This window comes from Brenneria izadpanahii (assembly GCF_017569925.1).
In the GTDB taxonomy this organism is placed as follows: domain Bacteria; phylum Pseudomonadota; class Gammaproteobacteria; order Enterobacterales; family Enterobacteriaceae; genus Brenneria; species Brenneria izadpanahii.
The window spans coordinates 4,723,949-4,737,319 of record NZ_CP050854.1; the positions used below are offsets into that span (position 1 = coordinate 4,723,949).

At 50.4% G+C, this 13,371-nt stretch carries 15 protein-coding genes and 1 pseudogene; 13 read left to right on the plus strand and 3 right to left on the minus strand.

The features are described 5' to 3' along the window. Positions 1-20 precede the first annotated feature (20 nt). The 11 genes and pseudogenes from ubiI (at position 21) to HC231_RS21165 (ending at position 7,992) form a co-directional block, all read left to right on the plus strand. Positions 21-1,232: an FAD-dependent 2-octaprenylphenol hydroxylase gene (gene ubiI / locus HC231_RS21115; protein ID WP_208228630.1), complete on the plus strand. Its 1,212-nt coding sequence runs from the start codon at positions 21-23 to the stop codon at positions 1,230-1,232. Positions 1,233-1,542: 310 nt separating this feature from the next. Further along, a complete protein-coding gene (locus tag HC231_RS21120) occupies positions 1,543-2,403 on the plus strand; it encodes a YPO3983 family protein (RefSeq protein ID WP_208228631.1) in 861 nt (286 codons plus the stop codon). Beyond that, positions 2,400-2,870, plus strand: a complete 471-nt coding sequence (locus tag HC231_RS21125; protein ID WP_208228632.1) for a DUF943 family protein — start codon at positions 2,400-2,402, stop codon at positions 2,868-2,870. The genes HC231_RS21120 and HC231_RS21125 overlap by 4 nt, the downstream gene beginning before the upstream one ends. Positions 2,871-3,016: 146 nt before the next feature. Then, a complete protein-coding gene (locus tag HC231_RS21130; protein ID WP_246494598.1) occupies positions 3,017-3,487 on the plus strand; it encodes a DUF943 family protein in 471 nt (156 codons plus the stop codon). 146 nt (positions 3,488-3,633) lie between these two features. After that, positions 3,634-4,101, plus strand: a complete 468-nt coding sequence (locus HC231_RS21135) for a DUF943 family protein (protein ID WP_208228634.1) — start codon at positions 3,634-3,636, stop codon at positions 4,099-4,101. Positions 4,102-4,246: 145 nt separating this feature from the next. Beyond that, positions 4,247-4,714: a DUF943 family protein gene (locus HC231_RS21140; RefSeq protein WP_246494600.1), complete on the plus strand. Its 468-nt coding sequence runs from the start codon at positions 4,247-4,249 to the stop codon at positions 4,712-4,714. Between the two features lie 141 nt (positions 4,715-4,855). Continuing rightward, the gene (locus tag HC231_RS21145; RefSeq protein WP_246494601.1) at positions 4,856-5,311 is read left to right on the plus strand and encodes a DUF943 family protein; all 456 of its coding nucleotides are present in this window, start codon (positions 4,856-4,858) and stop codon (positions 5,309-5,311) included. Positions 5,312-5,389: 78 nt separating this feature from the next. After that, positions 5,390-5,860, plus strand: a complete 471-nt coding sequence (locus tag HC231_RS21150) for a DUF943 family protein (protein ID WP_246494602.1) — start codon at positions 5,390-5,392, stop codon at positions 5,858-5,860. Positions 5,861-5,998: 138 nt separating this feature from the next. Beyond that, positions 5,999-6,157: pseudogene (locus HC231_RS21155) on the plus strand (FAD-dependent 2-octaprenylphenol hydroxylase); the annotation flags it as partial. A gap of 264 nt (positions 6,158-6,421) precedes the next feature. Continuing rightward, entirely contained in the window at positions 6,422-6,730 is a 309-nt protein-coding gene (locus HC231_RS21160) for an isochorismate lyase (RefSeq protein ID WP_208228638.1), read from the plus strand. Between the two features lie 134 nt (positions 6,731-6,864). Continuing rightward, positions 6,865-7,992: an isochorismate synthase gene (locus tag HC231_RS21165; protein WP_208228639.1), complete on the plus strand. Its 1,128-nt coding sequence runs from the start codon at positions 6,865-6,867 to the stop codon at positions 7,990-7,992. 109 nt (positions 7,993-8,101) lie between these two features. Here the strand turns inward: HC231_RS21165 and HC231_RS21170 are convergent, their stop codons facing one another. The 3 genes from HC231_RS21170 to mdtJ form a co-directional block, all read right to left on the minus strand. Continuing rightward, positions 8,102-9,139: an NADP-dependent oxidoreductase gene (locus HC231_RS21170; RefSeq protein ID WP_208228640.1), complete on the minus strand. Its 1,038-nt coding sequence runs from the start codon at positions 9,137-9,139 to the stop codon at positions 8,102-8,104. A 189-nt stretch (positions 9,140-9,328) separates the two neighbouring features. After that, positions 9,329-9,658, minus strand: coding sequence for a multidrug/spermidine efflux SMR transporter subunit MdtI (gene mdtI / locus HC231_RS21175; protein ID WP_208228641.1), 330 nt, complete (start codon positions 9,656-9,658; stop codon positions 9,329-9,331). Further along, positions 9,645-9,998, minus strand: coding sequence for a multidrug/spermidine efflux SMR transporter subunit MdtJ (gene mdtJ, locus HC231_RS21180; RefSeq protein ID WP_208228642.1), 354 nt, complete (start codon positions 9,996-9,998; stop codon positions 9,645-9,647). Before mdtJ ends, mdtI begins: the two co-directional genes overlap by 14 nt. 646 nt (positions 9,999-10,644) lie before the next feature. Here mdtJ and HC231_RS21185 point away from each other — a divergent pair. Both HC231_RS21185 and HC231_RS21190 read left to right on the plus strand, forming a co-directional pair. Next, positions 10,645-11,970 carry an APC family permease gene (locus tag HC231_RS21185; RefSeq protein ID WP_208228643.1) on the plus strand — a complete coding sequence of 442 codons (1,326 nt, stop codon included), beginning with the start codon at positions 10,645-10,647 and terminating at the stop codon, positions 11,968-11,970. A gap of 692 nt (positions 11,971-12,662) precedes the next feature. After that, a complete protein-coding gene (locus HC231_RS21190; protein ID WP_208228644.1) occupies positions 12,663-13,205 on the plus strand; it encodes a YagU family protein in 543 nt (180 codons plus the stop codon). Positions 13,206-13,371 lie beyond the last annotated feature (166 nt).

Below are 13,371 nucleotides of genomic sequence, written 5' to 3' on the forward strand. Positions count from 1 at the left end.
GCTAACAGGAAAATAGGTATATGCAATCATTCGACGTGGTTATTGCCGGTGGCGGCATGGTCGGTCTGGCGCTGGCCTGCGGCCTTGCAGGCAGCGGCCTGCGTATCGCCGTATTGGAACAGCGGCCGGAGGAATCCCGCCCGCTGGGCAAAGAACATGCGCTGCGGGTGTCGGCCATCAACGCCGCCAGCGAATGCCTGCTCCGTCATCTCGGCGTCTGGGAAAGCCTGGCGGCGCAGCGCGTCAGTCCCTATAACGAAATGCAGGTTTGGGATAAAGACAGCTTTGGCAAAATCAGCTTTAGCGGAGAAGAGTTCGGCTTCGCCCATTTGGGCCACATCATTGAAAACCCGGTGATTCAGCAAGCGTTATGGCAGCGGGCTTCGCAACTGAGCGATATTACCCTGCTGGCTCCCGCCGCGTTAAAGCAGGTCGCCTGGGGGGAAAACGAAGCCTTTATCACCCTGCAGGATGGCGGCATGTTAACCGCCCGTCTGGTCGTCGGGGCGGATGGCGCGCACTCCTGGCTGCGCCAGCATGCCGATATTCCCCTAACCTTCTGGGATTACGGTCATCATGCATTGGTCGCCACGATTCGAACGGAATCGCCGCATCAGTCGGTTGCGCGCCAGGTCTTTCACGGCGACGGCATTCTCGCTTTTCTGCCGCTCGACGATCCGCACCTCTGTTCGATCGTCTGGTCGCTGCCGCCTAATCAGGCGCAGACCATGCTGACATTGCCCGCCAGTGAATTTAACCGGCGGTTGGCCGTCGCGTTCGATACCCGGCTGGGGCGGTGCGAACTGGAAAGCGAACGGCAGCTTTTCCCATTGATGGGCCGCTATGCCCGCAGCTTTGCCGGCCATCGTCTGGCGCTGATCGGCGATGCCGCCCACACCATCCACCCGCTGGCGGGTCAGGGCGTCAATCTTGGTTTTATGGATGTGGCGGAATTGATTGCCGAGTTAAAACGCCTGCAATCGCAGGGCAAGGATATCGGTCAGCATCTCTACCTGCGGCGTTATGAGCGCAAGCGTAAACACAGCGCCGCCGTTATGCTCGCCAGTATGCAGGGATTCCGTGAACTGTTCGATGGCGATAATCCGGCCAAAAAGCTGTTGCGCGATGTAGGTCTGCTGCTGGCGGACAACCTGCCCGGCGTCAAACCGACGCTGGTGCGTCAGGCAATGGGATTAAACGACCTCCCCGAATGGCTGGAGAAAGGGGAATAGATCTCTGGGGGCCGGTCATCTTTGGAACGGAGGCATCCTGAATACCGGTTTTCAGCCCGCCAGCCCCGGCAATATTGTAAGCACGACGATGAATACGAGCGGATTATCAGGCCGAAGACGAGCATCAGCAGGAAAATGTTGCAGGGAAATCCAGCCCGTCGGGCTTGTGCATGTTCTGATTGCTTGTACCGGTAATGACGCTGCTGTACGTAGAGGGTAAACTGCGCGGGTGATTATTGTTTGACACGGAAGGAAGAGATGGCCCGCGCGGCGATGGCTCTTCACACATGGGTAAAAGGATTTACGAATAATGACTGAATCGACGATAAGACCTGTCGCGTTGCATTTTCCTCATCGCGTTTTTGAAAGCCAGAATAAAATGGATGACTATCAGGCGCCGGACATGCGCTATGGCGACCATAGCGAATCCACCCTCAAAAATATCTTCAGCCTCACGGACGTTTCTACGCGGGTTGATCCCTATACGCGGGCCGAGCTCAACCATCTCCAATGGACTTACCTGTATGAACTGGGCAGAAGGCCAAATATCAAACATCTCACCACCGACGAATGCCTGAACCACCTGTTCGCCGAATTTCACGATCTCGCATGGCCTTTCGCCATACACGGCCCGTACTCGCCCCTGATCCATCAGATGATCGACCATATGCGGTACGGCTACGGCGCGACCTTTCGCAGCCCGCTGCTTGATCAGGCGCTGAGAGAACAGCTTGTCGGCGATTTGTCGGAATACAGCACATTACTCAATATCAAGGAGTCTCTCCGTGAAAATATTGACTGGAAAAACAAACTGCTTCCGGCAGCGACGGAAATTGAAATCAAAAAAGCGATCATGAAAAGTAAATTGCCGAAGTTTAACAGACCGATTGACAGCGTAAACGGTATGGGCATCACCGTTCATGATATCTGGTCTGCCCATATCACCCTGAAATCTCTGCATATTGACGATAGCGACTTCCGGGCGGTGATCCACTACCGGGTACAGGACCATTTCGGGCTGGATGACGCGGATATTTTGAAGTGGGCATTTCGCCAGTTTCGTTTCTTTCGCATCTGGTTTGTTCTGCAACACTACGGCCCGCTGGCACAGCGGCCATTTATCAGCGAGATGGAAACCGAGGTGGAAATTAGCGATACGAGGGGTATATGAAGATTTTATCGAAAAAGCGTGTGATTGCCGCTTTGGCCGTGCTGGCCGCCGTCTACGGCATTATCTGGCTTTCCCGGCCGGTAAAAATCGTGGCTATTCATCAAATGCAGCATTTCAGCGATGTGTTGGTGCTGAACTTTCCGCTGACCAACAAGGGAAAGATCGACTGGTGGCTGAAGAATAAGGAAATGCTGCAAGAGAAATACGCTATCCCCAAACGCTCGTCTTATGGTTCTTTCAATATCACTTTCTGGGACTTTGGCGAGGGTTACAAGGAAAATGAATACGACCGTCTGTGCTTTGAGGATATGCAGACAGAGAAAAACTGCATTGAAAAACAACTTCTTTTTTCCATAAATGATAATGGCGCGGGTAGTATCACGCTCAGAACATCTAATCAACGGTATAGACTGCAACCGGATGGAGAGATCGTCCCTTATGAATCCCGCGTGCATATAGTCAGATGAATGTCGGCATAAGAGATGATGAGCGCCGCCAGTAGAAAAGGCGGTCCAGACTGGCATTGCACTGCAGGGCGTCTTGTCTGCCGCTACGCCCCACTGGCAAACCGGCCGTTTATCACCGAGATGGAAATTACCAGGGAATGGGCGTAATGAATATTTTATCGAAAAAGCGTGTGATTGCCGTTTTGGCCGTGCTGGCCGCCGTCTACGGCATTATCTGGCTTTCCCGGCCGGTGAAGATTGTGGCGATTCATCAACGCAGTGATTTCAGCCATGTGCTGGTGCTGAACTTTCCGCTGACCAATCGGGGCAAAATCGACTGGTGGTTGAAGAATAGGGAAATGCTGCAAGAGAAATACGCTATCCCCAAACGCTCGTCTTATGGTTCTTTCAATATCACTTTCTGGGACTTTGGCGAGGGTTACAAGGAAAATGAATACGACCGTCTGTGCTTTGAGGATATGCAGACAGAGAAAAACTGCATTGAAAAACAACTTCTTTTTTCCATAAATGATAATGGCGCGGGTAGTATCACGCTCAGGACATCTAATCAACGGTATAGACTGCAACCGGATGGAGAGATCGTCCCTTATGAATCCCGCGTGCATATAGTTAGATGAATGTCGGCATAAGAGATGATGAGCGCCGCCAGTAGAAAAGGCGGTCCAGACTGGCATCGCACTGCAGGGCGTCTTGTCTGCCGCTACGCCCCACTGGCAAACCGGCCGTTTATCACCGAGATGGAAATTACCAGGGAATGGGCGTAATGAATATTTTATCGAAGCGTGTGATTACCGTTTTGACCGTGTTGGCCGCCGTCTACGGCATTATCTGGCTTTCCCGGCCGGTGAAGATTGTAGCGGTTCATCAAATGCAGCATTTCAGCGATGTGTTGGTGCTGAACTTTCCGCTGACCAACCGGGGAAAAATCGACTGGTGGTTGAAGAATAGGGAAATGCTGCAAGAGAAATACGCTATCCCCAAACGCTCGTCTTATGGCTCCTTCAGCATCACCTTTTGGGACTTCGGCGAAGGCTATAAAGAAGCGGGTAAATACGATCGCCGATGCTTTGAGGATATGCAGACAGAGAAAAATTGCATTGAAAAACCGCCTCTTTTCTCTGTAGACGATAATGGCAGAGGCGATATTACACTTAAAACATCTAGCCAATTGTATGAACAACAACCGGACGGATATATCGTCCCTTATGAATCTCATATGGAAGTCAAATGAACGTCGGCATAAGAGATGACGAGCGCCGCCAGTAGAAAAAGGCGGTGCCTGGCATTGCTCGTCCGGGCAATCTTATCTGACGTTATGGCCCGCTGACAAACCGGCCGTTTATCACCGAGATGGAAATTACCAGGGAATGGGCGTAATGAATATTTTATCGAAAAAGCATGTGGCTGCTGTTTTGGCCGTGCTGGCCGTCATTTACGGTATTATCTGGCTTTTCCGGCCGGTAAAAATCGTGGCGATTCATCAACACAACGATTCCAGCTATGTGCTGGTGCTGAACTTTCCGCTGACCAGCCGGGGAAAGATCGACTGGTGGCTGAAGAATAGGGAAATGCTGCAAGAGAAATACGCCATCCCCAAACGCTCGTCTTATGGCTCCTTCACTATCGCCTTCTTGGATTTCAGCGAAGGTTATAAGGAAAGTGAATACGACCGTCTGTGTTTTGAGGATATGCCGTCAGAGAAAAACTGCATTGAAAAACAGCTTGTTTTCTCTGTAGATGACAATGGAAAAGGGTTTGTTTTTATCCAAACGCTCAATGGAACCTACGAACAACTGCCGGATGGAGAGATCGTTCCTTATGAATTTCACATAGAAGTCAGATGAATGCCGACATAAGGAAAGACGCTTGCCGCCAGTAGGAAAAAGCGGAGACTGGCATTGTGCGGCTGGATGTCTTGTTGACGTTATGGCCCGCTGACAAACCGCTGTTTATCACCGAGTTGGAAATTACCAGGGATGGGCGTAATGAAGATTTTATCGAAAAAGCGTGTGATTGCCGTTTTGGCCGTGCTGGCCGTCGTCTACGGTATTATCTGGCTTTCCCGACCGGTGAAGATTGTGGCGGTTCATCAAATGCAGCATTTCAGCGATGTGTTGGTGCTGAACTTTCCGCTGACCAACAAGGGAAAGATCGACTGGTGGCTGAAGAATAGGGAAATGCTGCAAGAGAAATACGCTATCCCCAAACGCTCGTCTTATGGCTCCTTCAGCATCACCTTTTGGGACTTCGGCGAAGGATATAAAGAAGCGGGTAAATACGATCGCCGATGCTTTGAGGATATGCCGACAGAGAAAAATTGCGTTGAAAAACCGCTTCTTTTCTCTGTCGATGACAATGGAAAAGGCAGCATCATGCTCAGGACATCTAGTCAACGGTATAGACTGCAACCGGACGGGGAGATTGTTCCTTATTGGAATTAAGATGGATGTCAGCATAAGGAATAATGCTGGCAAACCGGCCGTTTATCACCGCGAAAGGAATTACCAGGGATGGGCGTAATGAAGATTTTATCGAAAAAGCGTGTGATTGCCGTTTTGGCCGTGCTGGCCGCCGTCTACGGTATTATCTGGCTTTCCCGACCGGTGAAGATTGTGGCGGTTCATCGAATGCAGCATTTCAGCGATGTGTTGGTACTGAACTTTCCGCTGACCAATCGGGGCAAAATCGACTGGTGGCTGAAGAATAGGGAAATGCTGCAAGAGAAATACGCCATCCCCAAACGCTCGTCTTATGGCTCCTTCAGCATCACCTTTTGGGACTTCGGCGAGGGTTACAAGGAAAATGAATACGACCGTCTGTGCTTTGAGGATATGCCGGCAGAGAAAAACTGCATTGAGAAACAACTTCTTTTTTCCATAAATGACAATGGCGCGGGTAGTATCACGCTCAGAACATCTAATCAACGGTATAGACTGCAACCGGATGGAGAGATCGTCCCTTATGAATCCCGCGTGCATATAGTCAGATGAATGTCGGCATAAGAGATGATGAGCGCCGCCAGTAGAAAAGCAGTCCAGACTGGCATCGCACTGCAGGGCGTCTTGTCTGCCGCTACGCCCCACTGACAAACCGGCCGTTTATCACCGAGATGGAAATTACCAGGGATGGGGGTAAATGAACTGTTCGATGGCGATAATCCGGCCAAAAAGCTGTTGCGCGATGTAGGTCTGCTGCCGGCGGACAACCTGCCCGGCGTCAAACCGACGCTGGTGCGTCAGGCAATGGGGCTAAATGACCTCCCCGAATGGCTGGATGAACATCACTAACGCCGATACAAGCCGGGCGCCCACGATCGGCGTTGACCAAGGGTAAAGGCTTATAGAAAAGCGGCCAGAATACGCTAAAAAATAAAATGGGCTATTATAAAAAGATGAGGGAAAATCAACTCATATTTATTAGTAGGTTATAAAAAAGAGAGCGTATTTATTAATAAAATCAAGCAAATTAATTTATTAAATGGTTATCTAAATTCATTTTATATCAATATATTTATTTCATAGTAACAAACGTCACTAAAAAGGAGCATTATCATGCTGAGTCCTAATGAATGCCGCAACCTGCAAGACGTAAGGGAAGGTATTGATACGATAGACAAACAGATCTTTTCGCTTTTTCTTCAACGTCTGGAGTATGTTTATGCCGCCAGCCAATTCAAACCCGACGAAGCCAGTATCGCGGCACCGGACCGCGTGACGGCGATGCTTGATGAGCGCAGGCGATGGGCGAGAAAACAGCAGGCTAATGAAGACTTCATTACCTCACTGTATGAACATATTATTTATACCTATATTAGGGAGCAAACTGAATTTTGGCGCAAAAAAAACAATAAAACGGCATAGATAATATTTAATTATACATAAAAAACATTAGCTATTTTATGTAGTAAACATTCCTGGGGATTAAATGGTGCGGGTATAGACGACACCGAAATAACAAACTTTATTTCAGTTGTTTACCAAGAAAGGAATGCCATATGGAAAGCCCCTTTAAACATGATAGCTTTTTATTCTCCTCGGTGTTTCACAGCCTTTATACCGAAGGTATATTTAAAACCATTACCCAATCCGCGACCAGCCCAGCCGAGCTTTGTCGTATATTAACTCACGAGTTCGAACAGGCGCGCCTTGCCGGTATCACGCAACCGATTGTGGTAGGGGCAATCCCTTTTGATACGCGCCAGCCTTCTTCATTATATATTCCGCGAGCCAGCCATTTTTTATCACGAGAGGCATTTCGGCAAAAACTGCTCAAGATACAAAGGACTCCGCTGTTGATCACCGAACGTCAGCCCCTGCCGGATAAGGATCATTTTCTCGCTATGGTGGAAAAGGCGGTAAAGAAGATTCGTCAGGGAACGTTGCAAAAGATCGTCTTGTCACGTACGCAGTCAATAAGAACCGAACATCCGATCGAAACCATCGCGCTGCTGTCCACGCTGGCCGAGCAAAACCCAGACGGCTATCATTTCCGTTTGCCGCTGACGGAAAATCGTTATCTGTTCGGCGCCAGTCCTGAACTGTTGCTGCGGCAGGAAAAACGCACCATCGCCACCACCCCGCTGGCGGGCACGATCAAACGCGATGCGGATGCACAGCAAGATAGGGATAATTGCGATCGGTTGCTCGCCTCTGATAAGGATCGGCACGAACATCGTCTGGTTATCGAAGATATTCGCCAGAGACTGTCGGGCTACTGCGCCAAACTCGATATTCCGCAAACGCCCACGTTGCTGCCGACGCCCCAGGTTTGGCATCTGGCTAGTCCGATTACCGGCCAGCTAAAAGCGGACAACGTCCATCCTCTGTTTCTCGCCTGTCTGTTGCACCCCACGCCGGCGCTATGCGGCCTACCAATGGAAAAGGCCCGCAGCCTGATTAGTGAATTGGAGCCATTTGAACGAGGCGTATTTGGCGGCATCGTCGGCTGGAGCGACGCGGAAGGAAACGGGGAATGGGTTGTCGCCATTCGCTGCGGCGTCAGCCAGCATAACGCCGTGCGATTGTACGCCGGGGCTGGGATCGTCGCTGATTCTGAACCCGCGGCCGAATGGCGGGAAACGGAAGCCAAAATGCGCACGATGCTGGCTGCACTGGACCAGTAATCTAATCACACCTAACGCCTGAAAGCGTAAAGTTCCCTAACACGGCACAACGCCGGCCTGACCGCCCCCCCCCCGTTATTCGCCTGGCAAAACGGGGGGGATTAAAGCTTTATGCATCCGGCCCGACGCGCACGACCAGCTTGCCGAAATTGCGTCCCTGCAGCAGCCCGATAAACGCCGCCACGGCATTTTCCAACCCTTCCACCACATCTTCCCGGTATTTTATTTTGCCTTCGGCCAGCCAGGGGTTAATGGCTTTACTGAACTCATCGAAGCGGTGCCCGTAGTCATCGAAAATAATGAATCCCTGCATGCGGATACGCTTTTTCAGGATAGTTCCCATCAGCAGCGGCAGACGATCCGGCCCATCGGGCAGGCTGGTGGCATTGTAGCTGGCAACCAGTCCGCAGACCGGAATTCGGGCCGACGTATTCAACAATGGCAACACCGCGTCGAACACCTTCCCTCCCACGTTTTCATAGTAGATATCAATCCCATCGGGGCAGGCGGCCTTAAGCCGATCGGCAAAATCCGCCGCGCGGTGATCGAGGCAGACATCGAAACCCAGCTCGTCGACCGCATAGCGGCATTTCTCCTCCCCTCCGGCGACCCCCACCACGCGGCAACCCTTCAGTTTGGCGATCTGACCGACCGTCGCGCCTACCGGCCCTGTCGCCGCCGCGACGACCAGCGTCTCCCCGGACTTAGGCTGACCAATATCCAGCAGCCCCATATAGGCGGTAAAACCCGGCATGCCCAGCACGCCGAGCGCATAAGACGGATTTGCGGGCGCTGCTCCCAGGTTGGTTAATCCGCTGCCATCGGAAACGGCGTAATCCTGCCATCCGTTGTAGGACAACACCCAGTCCCCTACGTGATAATCCGCATGTTTCGAGGCGACAACCCTACAGACGGTCGATCCGACCATCACCGCGCCAACCTCGACCGGCTTGGCGTAGGACGGCGCATCGCTCATGCGACCACGCATATAGGGATCGAGCGAAAGGAAGACCGTGCGCAACAGCGCCTCGCCCTCTTTTACTTCAGGGATCGGCTGTTGCTCCAGGCGGAAATTATCATGCGAGGGAACGCCGTGCGGGCGTGAAGCCAGCACAATCCGGCGATTGTTTTGAACTGTTTGCGACATGACGACTATCCTCTGCAATAAGCGGATAAACAGGAGGCTGGCCGGTCAGCGCCGCGGCATCTTGCACATGACAACAGGAGAAAAGCATCCGGCATCGGCAACCAGCCTTAAGGACTTAATCATAGACTATGCGCCGATAGTTGAGTTCCTCTGATACCCGCGCAGGCGGCAGAGGAACAACCACCGCGATCAGGCAAATTTAATCAGCGTCATGCCGATCAGCAAAAGCAAAATGCCAAGCCAGCCCGTCGGGGTCAGACGCTGGTTATACATAACCCAGCCGGCGATCAGGGTCGCGAGAATGCCGAATCCGCCCCACAGCGCATAGGCGACCGCCAGATCGATGCCTCTTACCGCCTGGCTCAACGCGGCGAACGCGCCCAACACGCACAGTAAAGAAAAAATTCCCAGTTTACGGCGGCGAAACCCATCGGACTGTTTAAGCAGAATATTGGCCAGAATTTCCAGCATAATCGCCAGCGCTAAAAACAGCGCATGCGTCATATTAAAGGGCTGCATGCGCCGCCTCCCGCACGTTCTTGCGCACGCCGGCTTTTACCAACGCCACGCCGAGGATCAGCGTCGCCATTCCGCCGACTTTCAGTGCGGAAAGCGACTCGTCAAACAGCAACACGCTGAACAGCGTAATAAACAGAATGCCGAACGCTTCCCATAGCGCATAGGCAACGCCCAGCGCCACGCGTTTGACCACCAGCGACAGCAGCAGATAAGAGAAAGTAATGGCTATCATCATAATGACATAGCCCGTAATGCCGCCATAAAGGCTGGCGTATTTCATTGACAACGTACCAATAACCTCGGCGCCGATCGCCAGGCCAAGAAGAATCCAGGTAAGCATGATGCTCTCCGCAAACAACAGAAAACGGATACGCGACGTCCCGCATACGGCGGAAGACGGTATTCAACAGATTGAAAATAGGGGCGATTGCCCATTTGCGAAGAAAGGCGCTAAAGCTGGCCGGTCCAGGTATATTGGCTGGAAATGATCAGGGGAAAGAACAATAAAAAGGACGAGCTGTTAACAGTTCGTTGATTGGCTAACATGTTTTTTGCCTGGTCAAAGCGTTTTATTTTGACCTGCGGCACCTCTGGCAGTGTTTTCGATGGCGATATTTCTACCATGACGGATGATCGTTTGCAAATCCGCTTATCTTTTATTGCATAAGAAAAAATTGACACTTTCCCTTCATGCTGCCGCCGTTAATCCCGTATTACAGGAAATTATCTTCATACTGTGGATTGGATAGATTAATTTTACTTACCTGGGTTCTTTTTTGGTGCGCCCCAATGGGAAATTGCCATATATGAGTGCAGGTCTTCAACGGGCAACGTCAAGATTACTTTTCTAAATAAAAAAATTTTTTCACTCCTAACCAACTGTTATTCCGAAAACTTATCGCCAAGCAAAAATTTTAGAACGGTTATCTGGCATGAGCTTTGCTGCGATTGTTTCAGCGCCCCCAACCATGGCATAAGGATAATATATGGTGATGAAAACAATCAGCAGTTCAAAACTCTGTCTATGGCAGGTCGTAATCATCGGGATTGCCTATATGACCCCCATGACGGTGTTCGATACATTCGGCATTGTTTCCGGCATCACCGAAGGCAGAGTTCCACTCGCGTACCTGATTGCACTGATTGCCATACTGCTTACCGCGCTCAGCTATGGAAGAATGGTTCGGGCATTTCCCGAAGCCGGTTCCGCTTATACCTATACCCGCAAGACCTGCGGCAATAGCGCCGGTTTTATGGTCGGCTGGTCTTCGCTGCTGGACTACATGCTCCTGCCGATGATTAATTCATTACTGGCCGGCATCTACCTCAGATCGCTATTCCCTGCGTTTCCTCCCTGGATATGGATCGTCGGCTTCACCGCGCTGGTTACTTTCATCAACTGCCGTAATATCAAATTGCTGGCGAATCTGAATTTCCTACTCGTCGGCGCGCCCGTGGTTCTGATGGGCGTGTTCATCTATCTGGTGATTCAGGGCGTCAGCCATCAATCAGGCGTCGATGCCGTCTGGACGCTAAAACCGCTGATGAATGGCGACGGCAGCATTATTCCCCTCATCAGCGGCGCCGCCGTTCTGTGTTTCTCTTTCCTCGGTTTTGACGCCGTCACCACCTTATCCAATGACAGCCACGAGCCGCGCAAGACGATCCCGCGCGCCGTTTTTCTTACCGCGTTGCTTGGCGGTGTGATATTTTTCACCGCCGCCTGGTTTATTCAGCTCTATTTCCCCACTAACGCGCAGTTTAAAAATCCATCCGAAGCGATGCCGGAAATTGTGCTTTACGTCGGCGGCGCTTTTTTCCAGTCCGTCTTCCTGGTCGCCATTTTGGTTAATACGCTGGCTTCCGCGCTGGCGTCACACGCCAGCGCTTCGCGCCTGCTGCACATCATGGGCCGCGACGGCATTTTCCCCGGATCGTTTTTCAGTTATCTGCACCCGCGCTTCGGCAGCCCGGTATATTGCGTGCTGTTTGTCGGCGGGTTATCGATGAGCGCCGTCTTTTTCGGCCTGGATACGGCCGTATCGCTGATAAGTTTCGGCGCGCTGGTGGCGTTTACCGCGGTGAATTTCTCCGTAATCGCCCTGTATGCCATTAGAGAAAGAAAATTGGCTACCTGGAAAGATAAATTATTCAACCTGGTTCTGCCGTTGATGGGGATGGGAACGATTGGCTTTATGTGGGTCAATCTGGACAAAGACTCCATGGTACTTGGCCTGATTTGGGCGGTTCTTGGCGTAAGCTGGCTCGCCTGGTCCCGGCTTACCAAAAGGGAAGTGGTCTTTTCATCATGAGGGAAATGAGGGAAGCGCGCTGCAATCTGAGGCGGAGCCGGATGATAAAAATCAGCCGGTTTTAAATCAGCAATGCTAAATATGCGAACCACAGCACGGTTATTACATCTTTTGATCAAATAGTATAAATGTATGCAGCAAATATTCCGCATGATTGCCGGTGTATTAGTTTTTTCTATTAACGCCGGTAAATCGACAATAAATAGTGCATAGATCTATTCGGTTTACATAGCAGAATTATTATCTTAAACAGTTATATTATTAATAAAATCGCTCTTCTTTCCCTTCTATATAAAAACAAATTTACATAAATATACATTTTGAAATGTTATATTATCGAAACCTTAACCAATAGATTAATTATTACTCACCCCCTGTGCGTTAAGAGCGTTAATATAAAATCGATCATAATTACCGATAGGTGTAATATCCTGACTGAATAAGACGTTATCCCGCCAGATTGCAGGATGCATGGATAAAACCAATCCAGCGCCTTGCAAAAACGGGTTGAAAACAAGTGATTCGAGCATTCGGGAAAAGCCAGCTTTGCCCTGTCTATCGGAATCGGCGCTTATTCATTTTTAGATAGTGTTCTATTATTAGCTCATCAGTGTGATGTTTAGATCTGACTTAATTCCGAACAGGATTTGTACGGAATTAACCTGTTACCAGGTTATTTAGGAGAGAATAAAATGCAGTTACGCACCACAAAAGAAAAAATCCTGATGGCGATACTTATCGGGATAATTGCGGGCCTGGTTTGCGCCCTCGCTAAATTTGGCTGGGAGATACCATTTCCACCAAGAACACCGGCTCGTGATTTGACCAATCCGCCGCAGGAATTATTACAACAGCTTGGTATGTCTTTTGAAATGTCTCATATTACCTACATATTTAATGGTAATGCGAGACCAATCATGAGCTTTATCATGCACTTTGGTTTCTCTATCACCTTTTCCGTGCTTTATTGCATTATCGCCGAGTTTAATCCGAAAATTAAACTTTGGCAGGGCGCTTTTTACGGTCTGGTTCTGCACATTGTATTCCACATTTTCCTGCTGCCGCTGTTCGGCACCGTTCCAGCGCCGTGGGATCAACCGTTCGCCGAACACTTCTCCGAACTGTTCGGTCATATGTTCTGCTTCTGGCTGGTGGAAATCGTCCGCCGCGATCTGCGTAACCGCATCACACATGCGCCGGATCCGGAAGTCACCGCAGCCGAAGCCGCTCGTTAATTTGCCCGCATCGCATCACCAGGCCACCTCCACAGGTGGCTTTTTTCCCCGTACAGCATCCCGTTCCGTTTCTTCCTTATACCGCCGGTAACGCTTTCCGGTGTTATATATCTTTTTGGCATTAAAAAGTATTTTTTGTACTTTTACACCCTTACTTCAACTCTCC

Bases quoted from the DNA above. Each gene is read 5' to 3' on its own strand.
- ubiI (WP_208228630.1), top strand. From the start codon at position 21: ATGCAATCATTCGACGTGGTTATTGCCGGTGGCGGCATGGTCGGTCTG.
- HC231_RS21120 (WP_208228631.1), top strand. From the start codon at position 1,543: ATGACTGAATCGACGATAAGACCTGTCGCGTTGCATTTTCCTCATCGC.
- HC231_RS21125 (WP_208228632.1), top strand. From the start codon at position 2,400: ATGAAGATTTTATCGAAAAAGCGTGTGATTGCCGCTTTGGCCGTGCTG.
- HC231_RS21130 (WP_246494598.1), top strand. From the start codon at position 3,017: ATGAATATTTTATCGAAAAAGCGTGTGATTGCCGTTTTGGCCGTGCTG.
- HC231_RS21135 (WP_208228634.1), top strand. From the start codon at position 3,634: ATGAATATTTTATCGAAGCGTGTGATTACCGTTTTGACCGTGTTGGCC.
- HC231_RS21140 (WP_246494600.1), top strand. From the start codon at position 4,247: ATGAATATTTTATCGAAAAAGCATGTGGCTGCTGTTTTGGCCGTGCTG.
- HC231_RS21145 (WP_246494601.1), top strand. From the start codon at position 4,856: ATGAAGATTTTATCGAAAAAGCGTGTGATTGCCGTTTTGGCCGTGCTG.
- HC231_RS21150 (WP_246494602.1), top strand. From the start codon at position 5,390: ATGAAGATTTTATCGAAAAAGCGTGTGATTGCCGTTTTGGCCGTGCTG.
- HC231_RS21160 (WP_208228638.1), top strand. From the start codon at position 6,422: ATGCTGAGTCCTAATGAATGCCGCAACCTGCAAGACGTAAGGGAAGGT.
- HC231_RS21165 (WP_208228639.1), top strand. From the start codon at position 6,865: ATGGAAAGCCCCTTTAAACATGATAGCTTTTTATTCTCCTCGGTGTTT.
- HC231_RS21170 (WP_208228640.1), bottom strand. From the start codon at position 9,139: ATGTCGCAAACAGTTCAAAACAATCGCCGGATTGTGCTGGCTTCACGC.
- mdtI (WP_208228641.1), bottom strand. From the start codon at position 9,658: ATGCAGCCCTTTAATATGACGCATGCGCTGTTTTTAGCGCTGGCGATT.
- mdtJ (WP_208228642.1), bottom strand. From the start codon at position 9,998: ATGCTTACCTGGATTCTTCTTGGCCTGGCGATCGGCGCCGAGGTTATT.
- HC231_RS21185 (WP_208228643.1), top strand. From the start codon at position 10,645: ATGGTGATGAAAACAATCAGCAGTTCAAAACTCTGTCTATGGCAGGTC.
- HC231_RS21190 (WP_208228644.1), top strand. From the start codon at position 12,663: ATGCAGTTACGCACCACAAAAGAAAAAATCCTGATGGCGATACTTATC.